The 23,723-nt window shown below is 67.4% G+C and carries 21 protein-coding genes; 11 read left to right on the top strand and 10 right to left on the bottom strand.

What is annotated here, in order from left to right; translation table 11 throughout:
* The 5 genes from AC1DTF_RS27815 to mbp1 all read left to right on the top strand — a co-directional run.
* The coding region (locus tag AC1DTF_RS27815) for an MFS transporter (RefSeq protein WP_477476405.1) at positions 1-1,111 on the top strand (1,111 nt) is incomplete at its 5' end.
* Positions 1,112-1,292: 181 nt separating this feature from the next.
* The gene (locus tag AC1DTF_RS27810) at positions 1,293-6,722 is read left to right on the top strand and encodes a glutamate synthase-related protein (RefSeq protein WP_477476407.1); all 5,430 of its coding nucleotides are present in this window, start codon (positions 1,293-1,295) and stop codon (positions 6,720-6,722) included.
* 4 nt (positions 6,723-6,726) lie between these two features.
* The gene (locus AC1DTF_RS27805) at positions 6,727-8,466 is read left to right on the top strand and encodes a diflavin oxidoreductase (protein ID WP_477476404.1); all 1,740 of its coding nucleotides are present in this window, start codon (positions 6,727-6,729) and stop codon (positions 8,464-8,466) included.
* On the top strand, positions 8,456-9,283 hold the full coding sequence (locus tag AC1DTF_RS27800; RefSeq protein ID WP_477476403.1) for a hypothetical protein: 828 nt from the start codon (positions 8,456-8,458) through the stop codon (positions 9,281-9,283). Before AC1DTF_RS27805 ends, AC1DTF_RS27800 begins: the two co-directional genes overlap by 11 nt.
* Positions 9,284-9,379: 96 nt before the next feature.
* Positions 9,380-9,622 (top strand): microaggregate-binding protein 1, encoded by a 243-nt coding sequence (mbp1, locus tag AC1DTF_RS27795; protein ID WP_477476402.1) that lies wholly within the window; start codon positions 9,380-9,382, stop codon positions 9,620-9,622.
* A 55-nt stretch (positions 9,623-9,677) separates the two neighbouring features.
* Here the strand turns inward: mbp1 and AC1DTF_RS27790 are convergent, their stop codons facing one another.
* Genes AC1DTF_RS27790 through AC1DTF_RS27780 form a run of 3 tightly spaced genes read right to left on the bottom strand, consistent with a single transcriptional unit; the run spans position 9,678 to position 12,612 of the window.
* The gene (locus AC1DTF_RS27790) at positions 9,678-11,123 is read right to left on the bottom strand and encodes a cytochrome P450 (RefSeq protein ID WP_477476401.1); all 1,446 of its coding nucleotides are present in this window, start codon (positions 11,121-11,123) and stop codon (positions 9,678-9,680) included.
* Entirely contained in the window at positions 11,120-11,929 is an 810-nt protein-coding gene (locus tag AC1DTF_RS27785; protein WP_477476400.1) for an SDR family oxidoreductase, read from the bottom strand. The genes AC1DTF_RS27790 and AC1DTF_RS27785 overlap by 4 nt, the downstream gene beginning before the upstream one ends.
* Positions 11,926-12,612 (bottom strand): hypothetical protein, encoded by a 687-nt coding sequence (locus tag AC1DTF_RS27780; RefSeq protein WP_156409184.1) that lies wholly within the window; start codon positions 12,610-12,612, stop codon positions 11,926-11,928. Before AC1DTF_RS27780 ends, AC1DTF_RS27785 begins: the two co-directional genes overlap by 4 nt.
* Positions 12,613-12,726: 114 nt before the next feature.
* On the opposite strand from AC1DTF_RS27780, the gene AC1DTF_RS27775 reads away from it, so the two are divergent.
* A complete protein-coding gene (locus tag AC1DTF_RS27775) occupies positions 12,727-13,383 on the top strand; it encodes a TetR/AcrR family transcriptional regulator (protein WP_477476406.1) in 657 nt (218 codons plus the stop codon).
* Here AC1DTF_RS27775 and AC1DTF_RS27770 read toward each other — a convergent pair.
* On the bottom strand, positions 13,366-14,073 hold the full coding sequence (locus tag AC1DTF_RS27770; protein WP_477476399.1) for a PAS and ANTAR domain-containing protein: 708 nt from the start codon (positions 14,071-14,073) through the stop codon (positions 13,366-13,368). The genes AC1DTF_RS27775 and AC1DTF_RS27770 overlap by 18 nt on opposite strands.
* A gap of 97 nt (positions 14,074-14,170) precedes the next feature.
* Positions 14,171-14,614 (bottom strand): Hsp20/alpha crystallin family protein, encoded by a 444-nt coding sequence (locus AC1DTF_RS27765; RefSeq protein ID WP_477476398.1) that lies wholly within the window; start codon positions 14,612-14,614, stop codon positions 14,171-14,173.
* 269 nt (positions 14,615-14,883) lie between these two features.
* Here AC1DTF_RS27765 and AC1DTF_RS27760 point away from each other — a divergent pair, with 269 nt between their 5' ends.
* Together AC1DTF_RS27760 and AC1DTF_RS27755 are read left to right on the top strand one after the other, a co-directional pair.
* Positions 14,884-16,071: a metallophosphoesterase gene (locus tag AC1DTF_RS27760; RefSeq protein ID WP_477476397.1), complete on the top strand. Its 1,188-nt coding sequence runs from the start codon at positions 14,884-14,886 to the stop codon at positions 16,069-16,071.
* A 258-nt stretch (positions 16,072-16,329) separates the two neighbouring features.
* Complete coding sequence (locus AC1DTF_RS27755; RefSeq protein WP_156409185.1) at positions 16,330-16,479, top strand: hypothetical protein; 150 nt, start codon at positions 16,330-16,332, stop codon at positions 16,477-16,479.
* A gap of 57 nt (positions 16,480-16,536) precedes the next feature.
* Here AC1DTF_RS27755 and AC1DTF_RS27750 read toward each other — a convergent pair whose 3' ends face one another.
* The 3 genes from AC1DTF_RS27750 to AC1DTF_RS27740 are packed head-to-tail and all read right to left on the bottom strand — an operon-like array spanning position 16,537 to position 18,296.
* Positions 16,537-17,346, bottom strand: a complete 810-nt coding sequence (locus AC1DTF_RS27750; protein ID WP_477476396.1) for a hydroxypyruvate isomerase family protein — start codon at positions 17,344-17,346, stop codon at positions 16,537-16,539.
* A 1-nt stretch (position 17,347) separates the two neighbouring features.
* The gene (locus AC1DTF_RS27745; RefSeq protein WP_057167651.1) at positions 17,348-18,052 is read right to left on the bottom strand and encodes an SDR family oxidoreductase; all 705 of its coding nucleotides are present in this window, start codon (positions 18,050-18,052) and stop codon (positions 17,348-17,350) included.
* A gap of 58 nt (positions 18,053-18,110) precedes the next feature.
* Entirely contained in the window at positions 18,111-18,296 is a 186-nt protein-coding gene (locus AC1DTF_RS27740) for a hypothetical protein (protein ID WP_057167652.1), read from the bottom strand.
* 190 nt (positions 18,297-18,486) lie between these two features.
* Here AC1DTF_RS27740 and AC1DTF_RS27735 point away from each other — a divergent pair, with 190 nt between their 5' ends.
* Positions 18,487-19,209: an SHOCT domain-containing protein gene (locus tag AC1DTF_RS27735; RefSeq protein WP_477476395.1), complete on the top strand. Its 723-nt coding sequence runs from the start codon at positions 18,487-18,489 to the stop codon at positions 19,207-19,209.
* Positions 19,210-19,211: 2 nt separating this feature from the next.
* On the opposite strand, the gene AC1DTF_RS27730 is transcribed toward AC1DTF_RS27735, so the two are convergent.
* On the bottom strand, positions 19,212-21,542 hold the full coding sequence (locus AC1DTF_RS27730) for a putative bifunctional diguanylate cyclase/phosphodiesterase (RefSeq protein ID WP_477476394.1): 2,331 nt from the start codon (positions 21,540-21,542) through the stop codon (positions 19,212-19,214).
* Positions 21,543-21,736: 194 nt separating this feature from the next.
* Between AC1DTF_RS27730 and AC1DTF_RS27725 the strand changes: the two genes are divergently transcribed.
* Entirely contained in the window at positions 21,737-22,711 is a 975-nt protein-coding gene (locus tag AC1DTF_RS27725; RefSeq protein WP_162264230.1) for a methylenetetrahydrofolate reductase, read from the top strand.
* Positions 22,704-23,465, top strand: coding sequence for a class I SAM-dependent methyltransferase (locus AC1DTF_RS27720; protein WP_477476393.1), 762 nt, complete (start codon positions 22,704-22,706; stop codon positions 23,463-23,465). The genes AC1DTF_RS27725 and AC1DTF_RS27720 overlap by 8 nt, the downstream gene beginning before the upstream one ends.
* A 14-nt stretch (positions 23,466-23,479) precedes the next feature.
* Here the strand turns inward: AC1DTF_RS27720 and AC1DTF_RS27715 are convergent, their stop codons facing one another.
* The gene (locus tag AC1DTF_RS27715; RefSeq protein WP_477476392.1) at positions 23,480-23,689 is read right to left on the bottom strand and encodes a hypothetical protein; all 210 of its coding nucleotides are present in this window, start codon (positions 23,687-23,689) and stop codon (positions 23,480-23,482) included.
* Positions 23,690-23,723 lie beyond the last annotated feature (34 nt).

Below are 23,723 nucleotides of genomic sequence, written 5' to 3'. Positions count from 1 at the left end.
GACCCCGATCGGGGTCCACGCCTTCTCCGTGCAGGCAGTCGGATTCTCGTTGCGGCCGGCGGTCGCCTACGCCGCGCTGGACGCCGGGGTGGCGCCCGCCCTGCTCGGTGCCCTGTCCGCGAGTTACGCACTGGCGCCGCTGTTCCTGGCACTACCGGTGGGACGCGCGGTCGACCGGTTCGGCGAACGCCCACCGCTGATCGTCGGCGGCGTGCTGATGGCCACGTCCTGCGTGGTGTTGTTGGCGGGTTCCACGCACGCCCTGTGGCTGATCGTCGGGCTGATGCTGGCAGGTGTCAGCCACCTGTTGTGTGTCATCGGCGAGCAGACCGCGGTGGCCCAGATGAGTTCGGGGTCCAGCGATTCCCGCTTCGGCACCTACACTCTGGCGGGATCGTTCGGGCAGGCCATCGGCCCGCTCTTCCTCGGATTGGGCGACGGCACACCGTTCCGGCCGACTCCGGTTCTCGTTGCGTCGCTGATCCTGTCCGGACTGATCCTGGTCACATCGATGTTCATCGGCGGACGGAACGCGAAAACCGATCAACGACCGGGCGGTGTCGCATCATCATTGCTGCGCGACAAGCGGATTCGATCAGCCCTCATCGTCAGCGGCATCGTGATGGCCGCCGTGGACATCACCCTCATCTATCTGCCGGCGCTGGGCCGCGAGGTCGGGCTCAGCGCTGCGTTCATCGGTGGGGTACTCGCATTGCGGGCCGTGTCATCGATGGCCGTGCGCGGCGTCACCGGGCGCGCCGTGCTTCGGTGGGGACGCCGCACGGTGCTGGTGACCGGCATCGGCTCTGCAGCCGCGGCCATGACCGCGCTCTCGATATGGCCGCACCCCCTCGTGCTGCTGATCGCGGCGGTGGCGCTGGGCGCCGGGCTCGGGGTGGGCCAGCCCGTCACCATGGCGATGGTCGCCGACCTGGCGCCCTCCGGGCAGCGCGGCACCGCGATGACGCTGCGCCTGATGGGCAACCGCCTGGGTGTGGTGGTCCTGCCGGTGTCCGTCGGTGCGGTCGCTGCCAGTGCAGGTGCGGGCGGGGTGCTCGCCGCCACCGCCGCGCTGCTGTGCGCGAGTTGCGTGGTTTCGGCGCGGCGCTGAGCAACTTGCCTGGCCTGCGCCCGTCACGGCGCCGGGGACCACCTGCGCGTCATTAGGCTAGGCTAAGCTCTTCGCGAGCACCGGAGCCTGCGGTAACCGCACGGGCCGAGCGGGATCCCTCAGTGTCGAGAACCCATGCGGTGCGATCTGTGCATCTGCAGCGTTGAGGAGGTACCGCGTGATGGGGCTGCATGATCCGGATCTGGAAAAGAACAGCTGTGGTGTCGGCTTCCTGACCCGCAAGGACGGCCGCCAGACCCACGACGTGATCCAGATGCTGCACGATGCTCTGTGCGCCGTGCCCCACCGCGGCGGCATGTCCTCCGAGGGCGTCGGTGACGGCGCCGGCGTCAACCTCGACCTCTCGGTCCGCTTCTTCGCCGATGTGACCGGCCTGCCCGACCTTGCCCTCGGCCAGTTCGGCGTCGGCAACTTCTTCCTGCCCAACGATCCGGACTTCCACTCCGAGGCCGAACGGGTCATCGAGGACGCTTTGACCGCACGCGGTCTGCGCATCCTGCTCACCCGCGACGTGCCGGTCAACAACACGGCCATCCGCCCCGCCGCCGTCAAGTACCAGTCCCCCATCAGGCAGTGGATCTTCACCGCCGACCGACTGTCCGACAAGGTGATTCACGAAGCGCTCATGGCCATCGAGGCCGTCGCGTACACCCGGGCGGAGCTCTCGGGCCTGTACCCGCTGTCGCTGAGCGCCCGCACCCAGGTGCTCAAGGGCCGGTTGAACTCCAATGAGGTGGTCCCCTACTTCGACGATCTGTCCGATCCGCGGATGGAAGTCCACTCGATGTTCTTCCACACCCGCTTCTCCACCAACACCGCGCCCAACGCCACGATGGCGCAACCCTTCCGGTTCATGGCGCACAACGGCGAACTCAACACCGACAAGAAGAACCGGCTGTCGGACAACGCCATCGCGCTGGCCCGCAACCGGGCCATCATCCGTCCGGTCGGCCAGTCCGACAGCTGCCGGCTCGATCAGACCCTGCAGAACCGCGTCCTGGAGGACGATCTGGATCTGGTCACCGCGGTGGTCGCGATGATGCCGCCGGCCTGGGAGAACGACACCACGCTCTCACCGCAGGTGCGGGCCATGCTGGAGTACTTCAGCCTCTACGAGGAGAAGAACGACGGCCCGGCGGCGCTGATCTTCGGTGACGGCACCTACATCGGCGCCCGGCTGGACCGGCTCGGACTGCGCCCGCTGCGCACCGTGGAGACCGACGAGTATCTGGGCGTCATGTCCGAGGCCGGGCAGGTCGACTTCGCACCCGGACAGGTGATCAAGCGGGGCCGCATCGAGGCAGGCGGCATGCTGTACTTCGACCACCGTGAGCAGCGGTCCTACGGCACCACCGAGGCCCTGGAAATGCTTGCGGCCAAACATGATTACCAGGACATGCTGGCCGTCGCACGGGTGAATCTGGCCGCGCTGCCCGCCGTGCCGCCGGAGAGTCAGCTGTCCCCCGCCCGCTACAACGGGGACCTCAACCGCCACCAGCGCTACGTCTGTTACTCGATGAGCCAGGAAGACTTCAAGTTCCTGATGGACCCGATGCTGACCACCGGGCAGGAGAAGATCTCCGCGATGGGCTACGGCGCGGCCATCAACGCGCTGTCCAACCACGAGGGCGGTATCGCCCGGTACTTCTCACAGCGTTTCGCCCAGGTCACCAACCCACCCCTGGACAGCATCCGCGAGGCCGACGGCATGACACTGCGGGTCGCGTTGGGCGCCAAGCCCAACAGCGGCGCCCAACCCGCCCCGCAGATCGTGATCCCGTCACCGATCCTCGGTCACCTGGACATGCTGAGCATCCGCGACCAACAGCACACCCCGGTGCGGCGCTTCGGGATGCGCTACCGCGTGGACCTCACCGATCGCCAGGCCAACGCCGACGCACTGGTCGCCGCCATCGACGCCCTGTGCGATGACATCGAGGCCTATGCCCGCGAGTCCGGCGGCATCGCCGTCATCTCCGACCGGCACATCGAAAGCGGTCTGGCACCGATACCGGTCATCATCGCCGTCTCGGCCATCAACCAGCGGCTCATCGAACAAGGCCTGCGGCTGCGGGTTTCGGTGATCGCCGAGAGCGGCCAGCTGGCGTCCTCGCATCACATCGCCACGGTCCTCGGTTTCGGTGCGTCCGCGGTGTACCCGCTGGCGGTGCAGATGYGGGCCGAGGAAAAGTTCGGCCCCGATGAGACATTGGTGACCGCCGCCTACAAGCGGTTCGCCAAGGCCGCCGAGAAGTCCTTGATGAAGACCATGGGCCGGGTGGGTCTGTGCACCGTGGAGAGCTACATCGGCGGTGAGTTCTTCGAACCCAGCTACCTGGACACCGGGGACCCGGTGTTGCACCGCTACTTCCCGAACGTGGTCTCACCGGTCGGCGGTGTCGGATTCGACACGCTGGCAGCCGCTGTCGCCGAATGGCACAACCACGCGCTGTCGGTCACCGGCGAGAAGGACGTGCCCCTGCTCGGCCTGTTCAAGGAACGCGCCGAGGGGTCCGGGCACTCTTACGGCACCACCGCCGTACGCGGATTCGTCGACATGACCGAGGAAGCCATCTCCTTCGGCGACGAGGGGCGTCCGGAGAACCCGGACATGACCGACCCGGCGTTCCTGCGGTCGCTGCCCCTGCACCAGCTCGAAGGCGCCTTCGGACTCGACGATGAGGCCTACCAGCACAACAGCTTCGAGGAGATGACGCCGCGGGCGATCAACAGCTTCGACATCACCCCGGGCTACCGGCACTTCGTGTTCGCGATGAACGCCGAGCGGGCCCGCCGCCCCGCCGCCCTGCGCGACGTCCTGGCGCTGCCCGCCGACGTCAACTTCCTGCACACCGCCGACGAATTCCGTTCCGAAATGGGACAGTTCGCGCGGTTCGGCAACAACAGCTTCCAGGTCCGCGGCCTGACCTGCGTTCAGGTCGGCGACGAGTTCACGCTGCGCCTGGGCCACAGTGCGCAGCGGCTGGAGGCACTCGCGGAATCGCTGCTGCGCCGCTTCGGCGCCGATATCGTCGACCACGAGATCATCGTGGACCGGCTGTGGATCCGCGCCCGGGGCGCCGCCCGCGACTACCTCACGATGGTGCAGACCGCACCGGACTCGATGCCACTGGCCGCGGTGCAACCCGCCAGCGAGATCGCGGCGACGCTGACATCGGGCGCGATGAGCCACGGCGCCCTGGTGGCCTCGGCGCACGAGGCGGTTGCGCACGGCACCAACATGGTGGGCGGACTGTCCAACTGCGGTGAGGGCGGCGAGCACATCACCCGGTACGGCACCATCCGCGGCTCCCGGATCAAGCAGTTCGCCTCCGGCCGGTTCGGGGTGTGGGCCGGCTACCTGGCCGACCCGATGCTGCGCGAACTGGAGATCAAGATCGGTCAGGGCGCGAAACCGGGTGAGGGCGGCCAGCTCCCGGCCCCCAAGGTCACCGTACAGATCGCGGCCGCCCGCGGCGGGACACCTGGCGTGGAACTGGTCTCTCCCCCGCCGCACCACGACACCTATTCCATCGAGGATCTCGCCCAACTCATCCACGACTGCAAGGCCGCCCGGGTCCGGGTGATCGTCAAGCTGGTCTCCAGCGAAGGCATCGGCACCATCGCCGTCGGCGTCGCCAAGGCCGGTGCCGATGTCATCAACGTGGCCGGCAACACCGGCGGTACCGGTGCTGCGGCCGTCACCAGCCTCAAGTACGCCGGGCGTTCCGCCGAGATCGGCGTCGCCGAGGTGCATCAGGCCCTGGTGGCCAACGGAATCCGGCAGAAGGTGGTGCTGCGCTGCTCGGGTGCCCACCAGACGGCCAGCGATGTGATCACCTCGGCGTTGCTCGGCGCGGACAGCTTCGAGTTCGGCACCACCGCGCTGATGATGCTCAAGTGTGTGATGGCCAAGAACTGCAACATCAAATGCCCGGCCGGGTTGACCACCAACCCCGAGGCCTTCGACGGTGACCCGCGCGCGCTGGCGCAGTATCTGCTGAACATCTCCCACGAGGTGCGCGAGATCCTCGCCACGCTCGGCATGCCGTCGCTGGCGGCCGCCCGCGGCCGCAGCGATCTGCTGCATCTGCTCGACCACCCGTCGAGCATCGGCAGGCTGGACCTGCGCGCCATGCTGCAGGTCGCCAGGGGTTTCGTGCCGGAGGATCCGATCTACATGGAGAAGGACTACGCGGTCGACGACGCGTTCCTGGCCCAACTGGATCTCGACGGTGTCGAGATGACACCGGTGGCGTTGACGAACCAGAACAAGAGCGTCGGCGGACAGCTGGCCGTCGACATCGAACGCAAATTGAACCACCAGGGCGACACCGGGACCGCGGTCGCGGTCGACGTCCGTGGCCGGCGCTACCTGACACCCGACAGCGTGGTGATCACCACCACCGGATCGGCGGGCCAGAGCTACGGGGTGTTCTGCAACGACGGCATGACGATGACGCACACCGGAACCTGCAATGACGGCGTCGGCAAGAGTCAGTGCGGCGGCACCATCGCGGTGCGCTCCCCCGGCGGCGGGTCGGCCCGCCCCGGCGGCAATGTGCTGATCGGCAACTTCGCGCTGTTCGGGGCCTCCGGCGGCCGGTTGTTCGTCGAAGGTGAAGCCGGCGACCGGTTCGCGGTACGCAACTCCGGGGCCACCGCCGTGGTCGAGGGTGTCGGAGAGTTCCTGTGCGAGTACATGACCAACGGCGCGGTGTTCAACATCGGCGGCTTCGGCAAGGGCGTCGCCAACGGGATGAGCGGCGGCTTCCTCTACCAGTACGACCCGGACGCCGAACTGGCCGCCAAGGTCAGCGCCGACTCGGTGCTGCTAGCCCCGATCAGCGAGGCACCGTTCCACGAGGTGGCTGCGCGCACCATGCTGCAGTGGCACCTCGACGCGACCGGATCGGCGAAAGCCGCTGCTCTGCTGCAAGATTGGGCGGTCACCCGGCTGCAGGTCAGCTACGCGATGCCGCGGGCACTGCTGCAGTACCAAGATGCCGAGGCGATCCTGGCGGCCAAGACCCGCAAGGAGCTGCTCGACGAGTTGGCCTCCGCGCTGGCCGGCTACCAGGTGCACAAGTTCAAACGCTCTTACCGCCACGGTGAGACGGTGCTCGGCGGCGCGGTGCCCGGCTACGGTGAGACCGACACCGAGGCCATGTTCGCGCTGCTGAACACCTACACCGTGCTGAACATGGCGCAGCGCCTCGCGCTCACGCGACTGCCCGGCGTCACCGACGTCGCCGATCCGCGGGTCGCCAAGATGGTGCGCAACCTGGTGCTCACCGAGGACTTCTTCCTGATCCAGAAGCTGCAGCGCTTCGCCCGGGAAGCCATCGACGATTTCAGCGACGAGGACCTGGCCGTATTCATCGCCGACAAACGCATCACCGACTACAAGGATGCGCTGGCCCAGCGCAACGTGTTGTCGATGGACAGCCCGGGAACCTACGGCTGGATCCTGTACCAGAACGCCAAGAACGTCGACATGATCGGCCGGCTGCCCTCGTTCGAGGAACTGTTTGCCGCGCAATCGGTTCCGGACGTGGTGGCGTCCCTCACCTCGCTGGAGACCGCGTAACCCGATGAAGATCGCCTACATTCCCCAAGACGCCCCGTTCAACGAGGACCAGCGCGCCTGGCTGTCCGGTTTCCTGGCCGGCCTGCACTCCCGACTGGCGATGAACGTCGCGCCACCGCCGGCCATCCCGGGCGACCAGTCCACTCCGCGTCCCGCGCTGCGCATCCTGTACGGCACCCAGACCGGCAACGCCGAGGGTGTCGCCAACGACGCGGCGGCCGCGGCCAAGGCACAGGGTTTCGACGTGAAGGTCAGCGGACTCGACGAGATCGAACTCGACGAGTTCGCCGGCCTCAAATACGTGCTGATCGTCACGTCGACCTACGGCGAGGGCGAAATGCCCGACAACGCCGAACTGTTCTGGGAGGCCCTGTCGGCGTCGACCGCCCCGCGCCTGGAAGGGGTGTCCTTCGGGGTGCTGGCGCTCGGCGACACCAGCTATGACGAGTTCTGTCAGGCCGGAAAGCTCTTCGACACCCGCCTCGAGCAACTCGGTGCCGCGCGGGTGGCGGCCCGCGCCGACTGCGATGTCGACTACGAAGCCCAGGCCGCCGAATGGATCCAGTCCGCCGTCTCGGCGCTGGTACCCAGCTCCGGGGCCAGCGGCGCACCCAGCACGCCACCACCGAGCGCGGTGGCCCGTTCCGGGTGGACCCGCAAGAACCCGTTCGTCGCGGACGTCGCCGTCAACCGTCTGCTGTCGGGGCCCGGCTCGGACAAGGAAATCCGGCATTTCGAGTTCGATCTGGCCGACAGCGGGATCGAGTACGTCGCCGGCGACGCGCTGGCCGTCATCCCGGAGAACGACCCGGTGCTGGTGGACGCCATCGCCGGGCATTTCCGCGTGTCTGCCGACACCCTCGTCGGCGATGAGCCGCTCGGAGATCTGCTGGGCCACCGGTACGAGATCAGCGCGCCGTCCAAGGATCTGCTCGGCGAGGTGGAACGCCGCGCGGAGAACCCCGAGCTGTCCCACGTCCTGCGCGGCGGGGTGAAGGAGACCCTGGRGCGCTGGCTCTACGGCAAGGACATCCTCGACGTACTGAGCATCGCCGGGGACGATCTCAGCCTCGAGGAGTTCATCGGGTTGCTCAAACCGCTTCAGCACCGGGCATATTCGATCTCGTCGAGCGCGCTGGCGCATCCGGACCGGATCCACCTGACGGTGGCCAGCGTCCGCTACCACAACAGCGGACGGATGCGCGGCGGAGTCTGCTCGACGTTCCTGGCCGACCGCAGCGCAGCGTCCAAGATCTTCCTGCAACCCAACAAATCGTTCCGGGTGCCGGCCGACGACAACGCTCCGATGGTCATGGTGGGCCCGGGCACCGGGGTGGCGCCGTTCCGCGCGTTCCTGCAGGAACGCGAGCAGCGTGGCGCCGGCGGACGCAACTGGCTGTTCTTCGGCGATCAGCACCGCGAGCACGACTTCGCCTACGCCGAAGAGATCTCGGCGTGGCAGGACTCCGGACTGCTGAATCGGTTGGAGCTGGCGTTCTCCCGGGACCAGGCCGAGAAGGTCTACGTGCAGACCCGGATGCGCGAGCACGGCAAGGAACTGTTCGGCTGGCTCGAAGAGGGCGGCCACTTCTACGTCTGCGGCGACGCGACGCGGATGGCCAAGGATGTCGACAAGGCGCTGCACGATGTCGTCGCCACCCACGGCGGGATGGACGCCGACGGTGCCGTCGAGTACGTCAACACACTGAAGCGGGAGAAGCGGTACGTTCGCGATGTGTACTGATGGACAGCGCTGCAGCTCCTGCCCCGCGAGACGGCTGAACGCCGGTAGCCGAGAGATCGGCGCGGCCCTGCCCGCCCTGGGCACCGTGGTGTCCTGCACCGCCAATGATGCTGCACTGCTGAGTCATACCGGTGAATACGCCACACCCGCACACCCCGGCGAGGCGCTGATCTGCGGTCACGAACAGATCAGCGTGCGCCTCGGCGCGGGCGTGACCGGCTATCTGACGCCGCAGGCCCTTACGCTCACCGGTAGCTTCGGCACCCATCGGTCCCACCTCACGCCGATGTCGGATCCGATTGTTGTCAAGGGTCTTTCGCTCGCGCCGCGCGGTCCGCAGATGGCGTTCACGCCCGAGGACTGGGTGGGTGTGGACTGGAACGACACCGACCAGATCGACCACCTCGATTCGCTGACATCCGAGCGGTACCGGGTGCTGCCGTTCACCGGGGCCCGCAAGGTCGACCCCAGGGTGCTGCCGCATCTGCTGGTGTATCTGGTCGAGCAGGACGTGGAGTACACGGTCGCGGTGCCGGGCGGCGGGTGCGTGCAGTTGCATCGCGGCCGGGCGGCAATGGCCGATACGTCGGGTCCCGCCGTGGCGGTGATCTTCGGTGCGGCCCGGTATGCGCTGGATCCGGCGCAGGTCGGCGAGTGCTGGGTGACCTCACTGCACGGTGTGGCCGGCCCGACCGCCGCGATCGAGATGTACGACCACAGCCGGCGGTGCGTGACGATGCTGACCCTCACCGGGTCGGTGTGCGGGCGCGCCCACGACGACTGGCAGGCCATCGCGAGGTCCCTGCCAGGCCTGTGACCTGCATGTCCGGTGACGCCGGTCACATGATGTTGATTGTGCTGCCGGGCGGGGTATTCCTTGCCGAGCAGTGCTTCCCCTCTGAAAGGAATCAACATGGCTGACAGCGGTCCTGAGAACGCCGTGAGTGGTGTGGTCGAAGACGTCAAGGGCAAGGCAAAGGAAGTCATCGGCATCGTCACCGACAACGACTCCCTTCGCGAAGAGGGTAGGGCCCAGCAGGACAAGGCCGACGCACAGCGTGACGTGGCGAAGAAGGAAGCCCAGGCCGACGCCGCCCGCGCCGCGGCGAGCGCAGCCGAAGCCCGTCAGACGACGGCCGAGGCAGCCGACCAGTAGATCTCTCGCATCAGCGGGTCCCGTCCAGCAATGGGCGGGGCCCGCTGATTGTCGTTCAGCGGTTCGCAGGTCCGCGCCGGCGCAAGATGATCGGCAACCCGTCGGCCGGCGTCGGGCCCGTTCCCCAGGTGAGACGGGGCCGGTACCCCGACCGCACCCGCCAGTCGAACTGCCGCAACAGCTGCACCATGATCGCCTTGACGCTCATGTCGGCGAACTGCTGCCCGATGCACTTGTGCACCCCACCCCCGAACGGCGCGAAGGCGTATCGGTGCACCGGAGCCGCGTCGGCGCCGTCGGTGAACCGGCTCGGGTCAAACCTGTCCGGATCCGGCCACCAATCCGCCAGCCGCATCGATGCATAGACGTTGATGGCCACTTGGCTCTTTCGCGGGATGTGATGTCCGGCGACCACCGTGTCCTTGATGGTCTGGCGGAACAAGGTTCCCGCAGGTGCATACATCCGCAGGATCTCCTTGACGGCGGCATCCAGCAATGGAGACTGCTGCAGCCCGTCCAGGGTCGGTTCACCCTCATACGACAGCGACTCATCACGAAGAGCGTCCTGCCACAACATATTTCGGCCGAGTTCGTAGACCAGCATCGAGATCGCGATCGCGCTGGTGTCGTGCGCGGCCATCAGCAGGAAGATCATGTGATTGACGATGTCGGCGTCGGAGAAACTCTCGCCGTCCTCGCTACGGCTGCGGCACAGCATCGAGAACAGATCTGTGCCCTCACCGGACCTGCGACGGGGCAGTTGCGCACCGAAATAGCGCTCCAGCCGTTCGCGGGCGCGCAGGCCGCGAGCCCATGTCCCGCCCGGTACGTCGGCCCGGATGATCGCCTGACCGCCACATACGGTGTCGTGGAAGTCGGCTGAGAGCCGGGCCGACTCGGCGCCGAGGGCCGCACCGACAAAGACCTCGGCGGCCTGTTCGAGCAGCAGGTCCTTGACCGCGGTGTAGAACGGGAACCGTTGCGCCGAGTCCCAATTCGTGACGGTCCGCGCGATCCCGGGTCGCATCAGCGCCAGGTACCCCTCGAGCGCGGTGCGGGTGAAGGACTGCTGCATGATGCGGCGGTGATCCCGGTGCTCGTCGAAGTCCAGCAACATGATGCCGCGATGGAAGAACGGCCCGATGACCGGCGCCCAGCCCCTGGTGCTCGAGTACGCCTTGTCCTTGTTGATCCACACTGTTTCCAGAGCCTCCGGGCCCATCAGCGTGACGATGCGGAAGCCGACGCCACCGGCCCAGGACACCGGTCCGTAGCGGTCGTAGCGCGCGCGGGCGAACTCCAGTGGGTCGACCAGTGAGCTCATGATGTGTCCGATGACCGGAAATCCGTAGTTGCCCATCACCGGACGGAGTCCGGAACCGTCCGGCGGCCGCGCCAGCGCCCGTTCCCGGCTCGGGAAGCGGGACGTCACCCCTGCCGCCGCGTACTGCAGGCGAACCTTCGCCGCGGCGGCCGCCTCGGGTGCGATCGCCGGGGTCACTGGCCGATCCGGTCGAGGTATTCGCGCCTGCCGTCGGTGTCGAAGTCTCCGGGCGGACGCCGCAGGGTGGCAAGGTGTTTGAGACGCTGCATGAGTGGCTCCGGCATCAGTTCCTCGACCGCCCCGGCCGGCGCCAGCCAGCGTGGCACGGTGACCTCACGCCACGGGTGCCCGGCGCTGTCGGCGATCACCTCGGCGATCTGCTCGGGCTGACGCGTCGGTAGCAGGTCCAACGACACACCGGCGGTCAGTTCGGTGTGCACCGCGGTCGGCATCACCGTGGTGAGAGTCACCGCGGATGAGGCGATCTCGGCCCGCACCGCCCGGGAGAGTGCGGCGACGGCATACTTGGTGGCGCAGTAGACCGACATGCCCGGCGTGGTGACCTTCGCGGCCATCGAGGCGATGTTGACGATGTGGCCGTGATCGCGCGCCAGCATGGCAGGCAGGAACGTGTGCATGCCGTTGATGACGCCGAGCAGATTGACCGACACCTCCCGGTGGTAGAGGTCCAGTCGCTGCTCGGCGAAGGGTCCCATGTACTGGATACCGGCATTGTTGACCAGCATGGCGGGAGGACCGAGCTGCTCTGCGTCGTCCCGGAATGCGGCGACGCTGGCCGGATCGGTGACGTCGAGATGCGTGGCGTGCACGCCGATCTGAGCAGCGGTACGTTCGGCCTCGTCGGCGTCGAGGTCACCGATGAGCACCTGCGCTCCGCGCCGGGCGAGCGCTTCCGCGGTGGCGCGGCCGATGCCCCGGGCGCCGCCGGTGACACAGACCACCGCGCCGTCGAGCTCGATCATGCGTGCGCCGCGCTCTCGTCGCTGAACTCGCGCAGCGCGAAGTAGGCGATCAGCCGGACTTCCCCGCTGGGCATCGTCAGCAGCGCGCGCCCCAGATAAAACCCGGGCAGCAGTTCGACGATCTCGTCGCGGGTGCGCTTGATCGGGAAGGTGCGCACGCTGGGATTCCGGTACTCCTCGACCCCGTAATCGAGTGCGCACACCGTGACGAACGGTGCCACAGCGGCGGTTTCGGTGCTGTGCTTGAAGTCGAAGCCCACCATCTCGGAGCCAACGCGGCGCAGGCCGCGGTAACCCGGAGCGATGACCGGCATCACCGCCCGGGAGACCAGCGCCAGCCGGTTGTAGCCCGTACCGGTGTCGGCGTCGAAGGACTTGCCGCGCCAGGTCGGCTCGATCTTCAACAGCGGGTTGGCCAGATAGGCCTCGGGGATTCCGAACAGGTTGCCCACGATCAGGCCTTCCAGCGCCCCGTCGAGCCGGTGCGGCGCCGCGCCCTGGGAGAACAGGAAGTGCAGTTGGTTGCGCCGTCCGCGGTCCCCGAGTTCGCGCACGTAATCCCACCCGTGCCGCCGGGCCAGCCCGGGCGCGGTGACCGCCAGTTCGCGCAGATCGGTCAGCACCGAACCACGGACCGTGCGCTCGGGACCGTCGGTGACGCGGGCCGCTGTTGCCATGTTCATGATCTCCCTCAAATTCTGGTACGAGTTGGTGCCACTTATACTGGTACCGAACCGTGCCAGAATCTGGCGACACCTGTCAAGGGGGTGCCCCACGTGCAATGGGACGATGACGAGGTGTCCGAGGCTCCGCAACGCAGCTACGGCGGCCAGTCTGCCCAGACCCGCCGCAGGGAGCGGCGGGAACGGTTGATCGAAGCCGCCCTGGATGCCGCCGCCGACAATGCCTGGCGGACCATGACCGTCGACAAACTCTGCGCCGCGGCAGGCCTGAACAAGCGGTACTTCTACGAGAGCTTCACCGACCTCGACGCGGTCGCCGCCGCGGCGGTCGATGACATCGCCGCCCAGGTCAGTATCGCCACCATGACCGCGGTGAGCTCGGTGCTGGGCGAATCGCTCGAACGCCAGGCCACGGCCGCAGTGGACGCACTGGTGCGAACCCTGGTGCAGGATCCGCGACGGGCCCGGGTGCTGCTCGGCGGGGTGGCCATATCGCCTGCGCTGCACCAGCACCGCGAAGCGGTGATGCGCGGCCTGACCGAGGTACTCATCGGGCATGCGCGCGTCGTGCACGGTGTCGAACTCGAGAAGGACCCGCTTGCCGAGATCGCGCCGGCGTTCGTCGTGGGCGGGACCGCCGACGCCATTCTGGCTTTCACCGAGGGACGGGCCCGGGTGTCGATCGAGCAGCTGGTCGACGGGCTGGTGACCCTGTGGCTCATCACCGGCAATGGTGCGGCCGATGTCGCGCGGTCACGAATCGAGCGTTGAACGCGCGCYGCCGTCCTGCGCGCCGCGCACCCTTTCGTGCGCGGTGAGCAGTAGATGGTCGAACGTCGATCGCGGCGGCAGCGTGCCGTCGTGAACCAGTTGTTCGAAGTCGGTCATCAATTGTTCGGCCAGCGCGCGTAGCTTGACGTTGGTGTCCTGAGACCGCCACCTGAGCAACTCGAATGCCGCGTCGGCATCGATGCGGTAGACCAGTCGCAGAATGCCCTTCACCTGTTCGATGACGGCGCGGTTGTCGGCGATCGCGGATACCGCCTCGGTGATCGCGGCATCGGTGGCCTCGACATCCGGGGTGACATCGATGTAGAAACCCTGGGCGCCCTGCACCTCTCCTTCACCGTCGTGCAGACGCCGGCCGATGACCAGTACTTCGCGGATGTCGTTCTGCGCGGTGATGATTCGGTGCCGTGTGCTGAAAGCACGACGGGTGCCACGCAGTTCCTGCAAGGTGGCGGCGACCATCTCACGGTCTTCGGGGTGTTGATGCCTGAGCACCAATTCGGTGGTGAGACAAACGGTTCCAGGCTCGTACCCGTAAATGGATTCGACATCGGGTGACCACTCCCAACGCTCATCGTCGAAGTAGTACCGGTACCACCCGACGCGCTGGGGTATCCCGCCGGCAAGCGCCAATTCCACCGGCGAGACTTCTGGATCCTCACATGTCGACATCGTCGTGTATTACTCGTGTGCCGTGTGCCGTGGGCTGACAGCGGTGCGCGGTGCACGGCTGCAGCCGAGGGCCGCAGCCGTGCGCCTGTCGATGCGGTTAGCTCGAGTCGATCGTGGACGACTCGATGGTGCGGGCGGCGCCCGCGTGCTCGACGTCGATGCGCCGCGGTTTGGCGCGTTCGGCGAGCGGGATGCTCACCGTGAGCACACCATTCTCGTACGTGGCGGAGATGCGGGAGCAGTCGACGCCGTCACCGAGAGACAACTGGCGGCGATAGGTGCCCGAGAACCGTTCATTCGAGAGCCACTGGACGGCGTCTTCAGATCGCGCGCTGCGGTGCGCCGTCAAGGTCATCGTCCCGTTGTCGACGCTGACGTCCACCGAACCGGGGTCGACACCGGGCAGGTCCGCCGTCAGCACGTAATGATCGTCGACCTTGTACAGGTCCATCGGCATGAATCGCGGCACGCGGCCGGAGCCGACCTGGCCCGCGAGCACGTCCCGAGTCAACGCATCACCAAACGGATCGAAACGAAGCACAGCAATCCACCTCCTCGTCGTCCATGGAACCCGCCTGCTGGCGGGCCGCTCATCACTGTGCAATCAGAAATTTAGCACTCGGGGCCCGAGAGTGCCAGTATCAGTTTAGGGGTTATCCGGACCGGGTCCTGCTGCGCCACAGACCTTCCCACTCTTCCCGGCTGGCGAGGCGGGCCGGAACCCACCCCGGTGGCGCGGTGACAACAGGAGCCCAACGCGGACCGCCGGTACCGTCGTTGGCAGTGATCCCTGTACACGATCGAGGTGCAATGACCGACAACCCGGCCGAAGTAGTAGAAGAAGCAGCACACCCACCACGGCGAGCCGGAGCTCGGTGGCGCCGCACCGCAGTGGTGTCGGCGGTGCTCGCCTTGCTGTTCGGGGTGCCGTGGTGGACGGTGGTCGCCGCCGGCGGGTGGCCGCTGCCCGTGGTGATCGCGGGAACCGCGCTGTTCGTCGTTGCCCTGGTGGCGCTGCCCACGCTGCTGTTCACCGGCCACGGCAAGCACCGCGATCTGCCCTCGGCGCTGGGCGATGCGCTGCTCGGCACGATGTGGGTGCTGTTCGTGTGGTCGGTGTTCGGCAATGTGCTGCGACTGGTGCTGCTGGCCATCGGCGTCGAAGACCCGTTGCGGTCCCGGGTGGTCGCGTTGGCGACCATCGTGGTGTCGGCGGCGCTGCTGGCGTGGGGCCATTTTGAGGCGATGCGGGTGCCACGGATCCGCCCGGTCGAGGTGCGCATCCCCCGGCTGGGCCGGGGCCTGGACGGGCTGCGGGTCGCCATGATCACCGACACCCACTACGGGCCACTCGATCGGGCCCGATGGTCGGCGGATGTGGTGGAGCGAGTCAACGGTCTCGATGCCGACATCGTCTGCCATGTCGGCGATATCGCCGACGGCACCGTCGAGGTGCGCCGCAACCAGGCCGGCCCGCTGGAGACGGTGCGGGCCGCATCGGCGCGGGTGTATGTGACCGGCAATCACGAGTACTTCAGCGAGGCTCAGGGCTGGCTCGACTACATGGAGAGCATCGGCTGGTCGGCCCTGCACAACCGGCACATCGTGATCGAGCGCGGCGGTGACCGGTTGGTGGTCGCCGGGGTCGACGACGCCACCGCCGAGGGCTCCGGATTACACGGCCACGGCGAGGATCTGGCGACCGCACTGTCGGGCGCCGATCCCGCGCTGCCGGTACTGCTGCTGGCGCACCAGCCCAAGCAGATTCCGCAGGCGGTGGCCGCCGGGGTGGACCTGCAGATCTCCGGGCACACCCACGGCGGCCAGATCTGGCCGTTCAACTTCCTGGTCCGGCTGGACCAACCGGTGGTGCAGGGGCTGAGTGCCCACGGGCCGCGCACCCAGCTCTACACCAGCCGCGGCACCGGTTTCTGGGGTCCGCCGTTCCGGGTGTTCGCACCCAGCGAGATCACCCTGCTGACCCTGCACGCCGGGTAGCCGGACACTGTCGATAGGACACGAGGTGTCCGATGGACACACGCCGCTGGAGCACGATTGCACCTACGTTGTGACGCCGGACACCCCTGCCGCCGCGAATGCGGCTGCGCTGTCGTGGAACTCACAGATAATAAATTGCTTTACGCAGAATTAACACGGACCATGGAGGCGTTGCACAGAACGGGTGATCCCCGATCTGGCCCCACCAGATACAACCGAAGTCCCTGTGACCCAGGGCACTTACAAGGAGTGAGAACAATGTCCCTCGCGCAGTTTCGCGACAACATGAAGCGCGCCAACAATCGGCGTCGCCTCTACGCGCGGATCAACGCAATGCCCGATTCCACGGTTCGTGAAGAACTGATCGCGGTAGCGCAGCGCTACGAGTTCGAGGACTCCGTTCGCTGATTTTGATCCCGTTTCCGCTGACCAGAGCCGGTGGCCCCACAGGGCACCGGCTCTGAGCTATTCCGGAGGGTTGTGCCACGGGCCGCCGCGCCGAGACCGCGGGAGCCATCCGAAAGGATCCGGCCCGTCGGCGCGGTACTCCAGGCTGACATCGCCTCGGTAACCGCCACCGGCCAGCCGCCGCAGGTACCGGTCGATGTCAAGGGATCCGGTACCCGGGGCACCACGCCCGGGTGCGTCGGCGATCTGCACGTGCCCGATGCGGTCCACCTGGGCATCGATGACAGCGTCGATATCGTCGCCGTTGACGCTCAGGTGATACAGATCAGCCAGCAGCCGCAGCGAGGTGACCTCGACGCGGTCGATCACCGCGAGGACGTCCGCGGCCGTGCGCAGTGGATAGCCGTCGACACCGCTGAGCGGTTCGATGAGAATGATCGCTCCGCGGCGCTCCGCCGTCCCGCCGACGTGTTCGAGGTTCGCGGTGGCCGTCTCGTCCTGCTCCGCGGCATCGATGCCGGCGAGGCGGTTTCCGTAGAGCGCGTTGAACGCGCGGGTGCCCAGCCGGTCCGCGATGCCGAAGGCGACATCCACGTTGTCGCGAAACTCCTGTCGCCGGCCGGGATCGGACAACAGCCCGCGCTCCCCCGCGGCCATGTCGCCGCCGGCGAAGTTGAGTGCGGTGAGCCGGACTCCGGCGTCGGCCACCGCCGCCACGAACATGTCGACCTCGGCGTCGCCGGGCACCGCGTCGTCGAAGGGCCACCAGAACTCGACCGCGTCGAACCCGGCGTCTCGGGCCGCCCGCGGCCGCTGCAGCACGGGCAGATCGGTCAACAGCATCGAGCAGTTGACGACGAATGACATGTCAGCCGCGACCGACGTAGCGCATGCCCCGCGCCATCACGGTGATCGTGGGCACCGAGACGTCCACCGGCAGGTCCACGATGTGCGCGATGGTGGTCGCCACATGGGTGACGTCGATCGTCGGTTCGGCGGTGAATCCGCTGGTCATATCGGTGGCGGCATTGCCGATGTCGATCTGGGTGACGTCGATGTCGAGGTCGCGCAGGTCCAGCAGCATCGATGCGGTCAGTCCGCTGATGGCGTGCTTGGTGACCGCGTAGGCCAGGGTGTTCGGGCGCGGGCGGTGTGCGGCCAGCGAGCCGTTGTTGATGATTCTGCCGCCGCGCGGCAGTTGCGCGGTCATGATGCGGGTCGCTTCCCGCGCGCAGAAGACGGCGCCGTCGACGTTGGTGCGCCACGTGGCGTGCCACTGCTCGTCGTCGATGTCGGCGATCGAGGCGGCCGGGCCGAAGGCGCCCGCGTTGTTGAACAGCACGTCCACCCGTCCGAAGGACGACACCGTCTGCTCGAACAGCGCCCGCACCGCCGCCGCATCGGCGACGTCAGTGGGCACTGCCAGTGCGTTCGGGTGACCCTGGGCGGATTCAGCGAGCTGCTCTGCCCGGCGCCCCGCCAGCACCACGTGGTGGCCGGCGTCGAGCAGAACCCGGGCCGTGGCCCGACCGATACCGCTGCCCGCGCCGGTGATGACGACGACCTTGTTCATGACGCCGATTCTTCACTGTGGTCGTCGCGAACTCGACCGACGGTGCAGGGTGTCCGGCTCAGGCGGTACGCCGAAGCCTCATCACATCACGTTTGGCGCAGCCGACACGCTCGGCGGCTTCGGCCGGCGACAACAGCGGGTCCAGCAGGATGCTGAGTTCGCCGGCGGAGAACTGCGGTTCCTGCTCCCACGGCGCGAAATCCCACCCCGCGTCCTCGAAGCCGACTGACGATCGCTCGCTCATGGTTGTTTCCTAGAGTCGTTTGCCGGTACCCGCTGCCGTCGATGGAACGCATCGAAAACGGCGGCGCCACAGAGCGTCCGCGATGACACCGGTTCAAGCCTAGGGACATTTGCGCCCACCCGCTGACTGAAATGGGATGCGAGCGTTTTCTGGACGGCTCGCCGGGCGGTCACGGTGGAAGAATGAAGCGATGAGCTCTCCGATCAGTCCCGAAGCCGACAGGGCGCTCGCCGACATCGCGACACGGCACGGTCTTTCACGCGAGGCGGTGCGGGCCATGCTGTACGCGCTGCATGCCGGCGGCGGCACGATGGCGCAATTCGACATCCCCGAATTGGGTGGGTCCGGGCAGTGGATGCGCGGCGGCATGACCATGGTCGGCAACATGTTCGACAATGCGCTCAAGGCACGAGTCGACGCGCTGTGCGCCGAGTTGGCCCAACTGCTCGCCACGACGGCGGTCTTCCCCGCGCCCCGCACTGCCCCGACCGGCTCCGGTGGCTGGTGGCCGGCCGACCTCGGCGTGCCGAGCGCGACCGGCGGCCAGAACGATGCGCGCTACGCGATTTTTCCCGCCACCCGGCGGCTGGCCATCCACGTCGACGGTGCCACCCGGGTCTTCGATACCGGCGACCACCAGATCGGCGGAGTGCAGCAGCAACAGGGCGGCCGGAGCGGCAGCGTGACCTTCACCAGCCAACTCGGCGCCTTCGACGTGTCGAGCCTGACCGAACTCGGTGCCCAACCCACGGCCGAACCGCCCGCGGCCGCGCAGGCAACACAGCCGCCGGCGGCCGGTGACACCGCGGCGATCATCGGGGCGATCGAGGCGCTGGCCGAGTTGCACGAGCGGGGCATCCTCTCCGCTGGCGAGTTCACGGCGAAGAAGACCGAACTGCTCGACAGGCTCTAGTTTCAGCTCGGACGCCGCAGATCGGCCACCGCGGCAGCGGAGCGGGCTGTCGAGGCGCTGTGGGTGCTCAAGGTGTCCTGCATGTGCGACGCCGACATGGGCGGCCCGCAGTAGAAGCCCTGCATTGCGTCGCAGTGCAGTTGGGCAAGCCGATGGACTGTCGTGGAATCCTGTACCCCCTCGGCAACACAGCGGAGCCCGAGCGTGTGCGATAGGCCGATCATCGCCCCGACAATCGCCTCGGCACGCGGATCGGTGGTCATCGGCGTGATCAGGTTCTGGTCCAGCTTGACCTCGTCGACCTCCAGTTGGCGCAGGTAGTTCAGACCCGCGTAGCCACTGCCGAAGTCATCGATCGAGATCCGGATGCCCATGTTGCGCAACCGGTACAGCACCTCCTGTGCGGCGGGTTCGTGGGCCAGCAGGACATCTTCGGTGATCTCGACGGTCAAACAGTCCCCACGGAGGCCTCCCCCGTCGAGCATCTCAGCCAGATGTTCGGGCAGCCGGGGATCACCCAGCGACGGCGGGAACAGGTTGATCGCGAACGGTACGTCGAAACCGGCTGTGCGCCAACGGGCACTGTCGCGCACCGCGGTCTGCAGCACCTGGTCGGTGAGCGCCCCCATCAGGTCGTTGTGGCGCACCACGGGAAGAAACTCGTCGGGACGCAGCATTCCGCGCTGCGGGTGATGCCAGCGCACCAGCGCTTCGACGGCGATGATGTCGCCGGTGGTGACGGCGAACTGCGGTTGATACACCACCCCCAGCTCACCGTGTTCCAGGGCGTGCCTCAGCTGGTCGGCGAACTGCAGGGTCGCCGTGCGACCATCGCGGGGGATGAACCTGTTCTCCCACAACGAGTCATGTTCGACGCGTTGCATCTCCACGGCGAAGTGCCGCACACCGCCACCGTTGCGCTTGGCCGAATACATCGCCATATCAGCCTGTTTGAGGAGGGCGTCGACCTCGAATGATTCGCCGCCGTCCGTGGTCGTCACACCGACGCTCGCGCGGGCCAGCACGTGGTGCCCGTCGACCGGAAACGGGTTGTCGAAGCTACTGAACACCTGGTGGGCAATCTGATGCGGCGATTCGGAGCTGTCGATCAGCAGGACCGCGAACTCGTCGCCGCCCAGACGTGCGACCACCTGGTCGGCAGGCACGCATCGGCGCAGCCTCTCGGCGACGGCGATGAGCAGTGCGTCACCGGCGATGTGCCCCAGCGAGTCATTGACCGATTTGAAGTCATCGAGGTCGACCGACAGCAGTGCGACGCCGCGCCGATCACGGTGTGGCGCGGTCAGGGCGCGGGTGAGCCGGTCGCGGAACATCTCCCGGTTCGCCAGGCCGGTCAACGAATCCCGCGACGCCTGCTCGGATAACGATGCCAACAGTCGGCTGTTCTCGTCGGCCACGACGAACTGCCGTCCCACGACGGCGAAGACCACGAGGAGGGAGGCGAGGAGCAGCGGGGCCGAGCCGCGACTGTCGACCACGACGACGACCGCGCCGGTCACCGGTACATACGGCAGCCAGAACGCCACCCGCGACGGAATGAGCGCGGTGTCGGTCGCGTGGTGGTCCACGCGCGCACCCACGGTGGCGGCGACACCGAGCAGCAGCAATCCGGCGACCCAGGCCATGTCGACGTAGCCACCGCTGCGGTATTGCCCGCGCGCATCGAGCACCGCGAACAGCCCGTCGGCGACAGCGAGCAGGCCGATTCCCAGGGTGAAGGTCACCAGCACGGCGCGCTGCCCGGTCGGGGCCGTCAACAGGATCAGGGCCGCCACGGTGATCAGCAGCAGGTCCGCCATGAAATAGGCCACCGACATGGTGAAGGCAAACCATCGACCGTCACTGCTGTCGAACACCTCGCCGAGGCCGGCGGACCAGAAGATGATGAACACCGAGCCCGCAACCATCAGGCCGTCGAAGAGGACCCGTATCAGCAAGCGGCCCGACGCCGAGAACAGCAAGAGCAACGCCGCACACGCACACAGGTAGAACAGCACATAGCCGATGTCTGCCGGCGACGGAAAGGGCGATGCGCGAAGAACCAGGGAGTGCAGCGCCCACACGCTGTCCCCGAGCACCCAGCACCCGATCGCTGCGGCGAGCATGCACCAGGCCCGGCGCCGGCGCCCGGCGCTGCGGCGCATCGTCGCCAGCGCGCAGAACACGGCAAAGCAGCCCGCCAGGACCGATCCGATGTCGCCGACTGCACTCACCACCGAGGGCCCGCCCCACCCGCGCTGCAGCCAGAGCGCAAACGTCAAAAAGAAGGCGGCCGCGGCTACGGCCACGCCGAGGACCGGTGAACGCGACATGGCCCTCCGCCCCCGCCCTGAGCACGCCCCCAGCTACTGCTCAACAGCACTTCAACACAACCATACGAGAATTCAGCAAAGCAGTACAGATCGCCCCACGCGGTCAGGTTGCGGCGCCGCACACGGCTTGCTTCCATGTGCAGTCCGATGGGTACTGCACTACCCATGATGAGTGCGCGACGGTGACCGCTCCCATGGACGTCGATTGTCCGAAGCGGATGGACTACGGGCCCTGCGGAGGGGTGCTGCCCGACGGTGGATGCGAAATGCGCCCAGGTCGGTGCGCCTTCTCCGACGTGGTGCCCTGGACCGGTGTCCCCGCTGAGCCGCGACCGGTGAACGCGCCCCGCGTGCTGACGGACTTCAGCTGTACCCCCTTCGACAGGCGCGAAGTTCAGGCGACCGCGGCGATCCTCGCCTCGTCCTGTGACGCAGTGCTCGTCGGCGAACACCAGAACAAGCCGGACTTTCCGCCGACACTGATGGGCTCCCTGCTGCTCGAATGCGGAATCGACCCCTGGATCACGTTGTCCTGCCGGGACCGCAACCGTGTCGTGCTCGAACAAGAGCTGCGGGGATTGAGCAGTGTGGGCATACGCACCGTGTTCTGCGTGACTGGCGACGGACGCGGCTATGACGTGCGGCCCGAGGTGACACAGACATTCGATCTGGACGGCCCGCGTCTGGTCGCGCTGGCCGCGTCGCTGGGAATGACGCCCGGCGTCCCGGAAACGCCCACCGCACCCCCGGTGCACGGTCGGCCCACCCGTCTGGTGCACAAACAACACGCCGGAGCGCAGCTGGCCGTGCTCAACCATGTGCCGTCGCCCACGATCATCGCTGCGTTCATGGCCGCCGCCAGGTCCGCGGGCCTGCGGATCCCGGTGGTGGCCGCGGTCGCAGTGTTCACCGACCACGTGTCCGCGGCGGTGCTCCAAGGTCTGCCCGGGCTCGAACTCGACCCCCAGGTGACCGAAACGGTCTTGACTGCAGACGATCCGGTGGAAGCGGGGATTGCCGCAGCCGTCACCGAAGCTCGTGCGCTGCTGGCCATCGAGGGCGTCGAGGGCGTCAACGTGTCCGGTCTGGCATCGGCGTCCGGACCGCGCGCAGGTGCCGAGATCAAGGCCGAAGTCGGCCGTCGGATCCGGGTTGATCGCGATGAGTGACGCGCTGAATGCCGAATTCGACACCGTGGCGGATTGGACTGCCCGCGTGGCGATGAGCCTCGGCACCGACTTCTACATTCCGGCCGCTTGCCGAGGAAGCGGCAGTCCCGCGGCGCTGGACTGGCTGATGGACCGGATGGGGCTGGCACCGGGAAACCTGCTGTTGGATTGCGGTGCCGGAGTGGGCGGCCCGGCCGCGTATGCGGCCCGCACCCGTGCCGTCCGGCCCGTTCTGGTCGAACCGGAAACAGGTGCGTGCCGCGCCGCGCAAATGCTCTTCGACCACGACATTGTGCAGGGCCTCGGCACCGCGCTGCCGGTGCCCGATGCGACGTTCGATGCCGGCTGGGCACTCGGCGTGCTGTGCACGACGGCAGAACAAAGCGCACTGCTGCGTGAGCTGCACCGAGCGGTCCGTGTGGGAGGGCCCATCGGCCTACTCGTCTTCGTCGCCGACCAGAAAATCCCCGACGACTACGTGGAAGACAACCACTTCCCCACTACCGAAGAACTCGCGCACCAGCTGGCCGCAGCGTCGCTCACGGTCACCCACCGGATCGGCACTTCTGAATTGCCGGCCATACCGGATATCTGGAACGAACGCGTCGCGACGGTGGAGCGCACCCTCGAAGAGCGCTACGGCGAGAGCCCCACATGGCAGCTCGCCGAACGGCAGAGCAGCAGAATCGGTCGACTGTTGGCCGATGGCGAGCTGCGAGGCGAACTTCTGGTCGTCCAACAACGCCCTGTGTGACCTGACACCGGTGGTCAGGCGGGAACCGGGGGCGCAGCCAGCACCGGCTCCGGTCGCGGCTGCGCGTTCGCTCGGCGGCGCTTCACGACGACGAGCGCCACGACGCCCGCTGCCGCTCCGGTCAGGATCACCGTGGGCCACCACAGGGCCTGCGCGATCACGATGCGGCGTTGCACCTTGATCCCCGTGCGGGTGATCGATCGTGCCCTACTGGTGACGCTCACAGGCGTCCCTCCCCTCTAATGGCCTGCCCCCGCA

Source organism: Mycobacterium sp. P4_H6 (genome assembly GCF_056400845.1).
This window is presented reverse-complemented; position numbering and strand designations above follow the sequence as displayed.

Coding starts and splice junctions, on each gene's coding strand:
- AC1DTF_RS27800 (WP_477476403.1), top strand. CDS start 8,456: ATGTGTACTGATGGACAGCGCTGCAGCTCCTGCCCCGCGAGACGGCTG.
- mbp1 (WP_477476402.1), top strand. CDS start 9,380: ATGGCTGACAGCGGTCCTGAGAACGCCGTGAGTGGTGTGGTCGAAGAC.
- AC1DTF_RS27785 (WP_477476400.1), bottom strand. CDS start 11,929: ATGATCGAGCTCGACGGCGCGGTGGTCTGTGTCACCGGCGGCGCCCGG.
- AC1DTF_RS27780 (WP_156409184.1), bottom strand. CDS start 12,612: ATGAACATGGCAACAGCGGCCCGCGTCACCGACGGTCCCGAGCGCACG.
- AC1DTF_RS27760 (WP_477476397.1), top strand. CDS start 14,884: ATGACCGACAACCCGGCCGAAGTAGTAGAAGAAGCAGCACACCCACCA.
- AC1DTF_RS27755 (WP_156409185.1), top strand. CDS start 16,330: ATGTCCCTCGCGCAGTTTCGCGACAACATGAAGCGCGCCAACAATCGG.
- AC1DTF_RS27750 (WP_477476396.1), bottom strand. CDS start 17,346: ATGTCATTCGTCGTCAACTGCTCGATGCTGTTGACCGATCTGCCCGTG.
- AC1DTF_RS27745 (WP_057167651.1), bottom strand. CDS start 18,052: ATGAACAAGGTCGTCGTCATCACCGGCGCGGGCAGCGGTATCGGTCGG.
- AC1DTF_RS27740 (WP_057167652.1), bottom strand. CDS start 18,296: ATGAGCGAGCGATCGTCAGTCGGCTTCGAGGACGCGGGGTGGGATTTC.
- AC1DTF_RS27735 (WP_477476395.1), top strand. CDS start 18,487: ATGAGCTCTCCGATCAGTCCCGAAGCCGACAGGGCGCTCGCCGACATC.
- AC1DTF_RS27730 (WP_477476394.1), bottom strand. CDS start 21,542: ATGTCGCGTTCACCGGTCCTCGGCGTGGCCGTAGCCGCGGCCGCCTTC.
- AC1DTF_RS27725 (WP_162264230.1), top strand. CDS start 21,737: ATGGACGTCGATTGTCCGAAGCGGATGGACTACGGGCCCTGCGGAGGG.
- AC1DTF_RS27720 (WP_477476393.1), top strand. CDS start 22,704: ATGAGTGACGCGCTGAATGCCGAATTCGACACCGTGGCGGATTGGACT.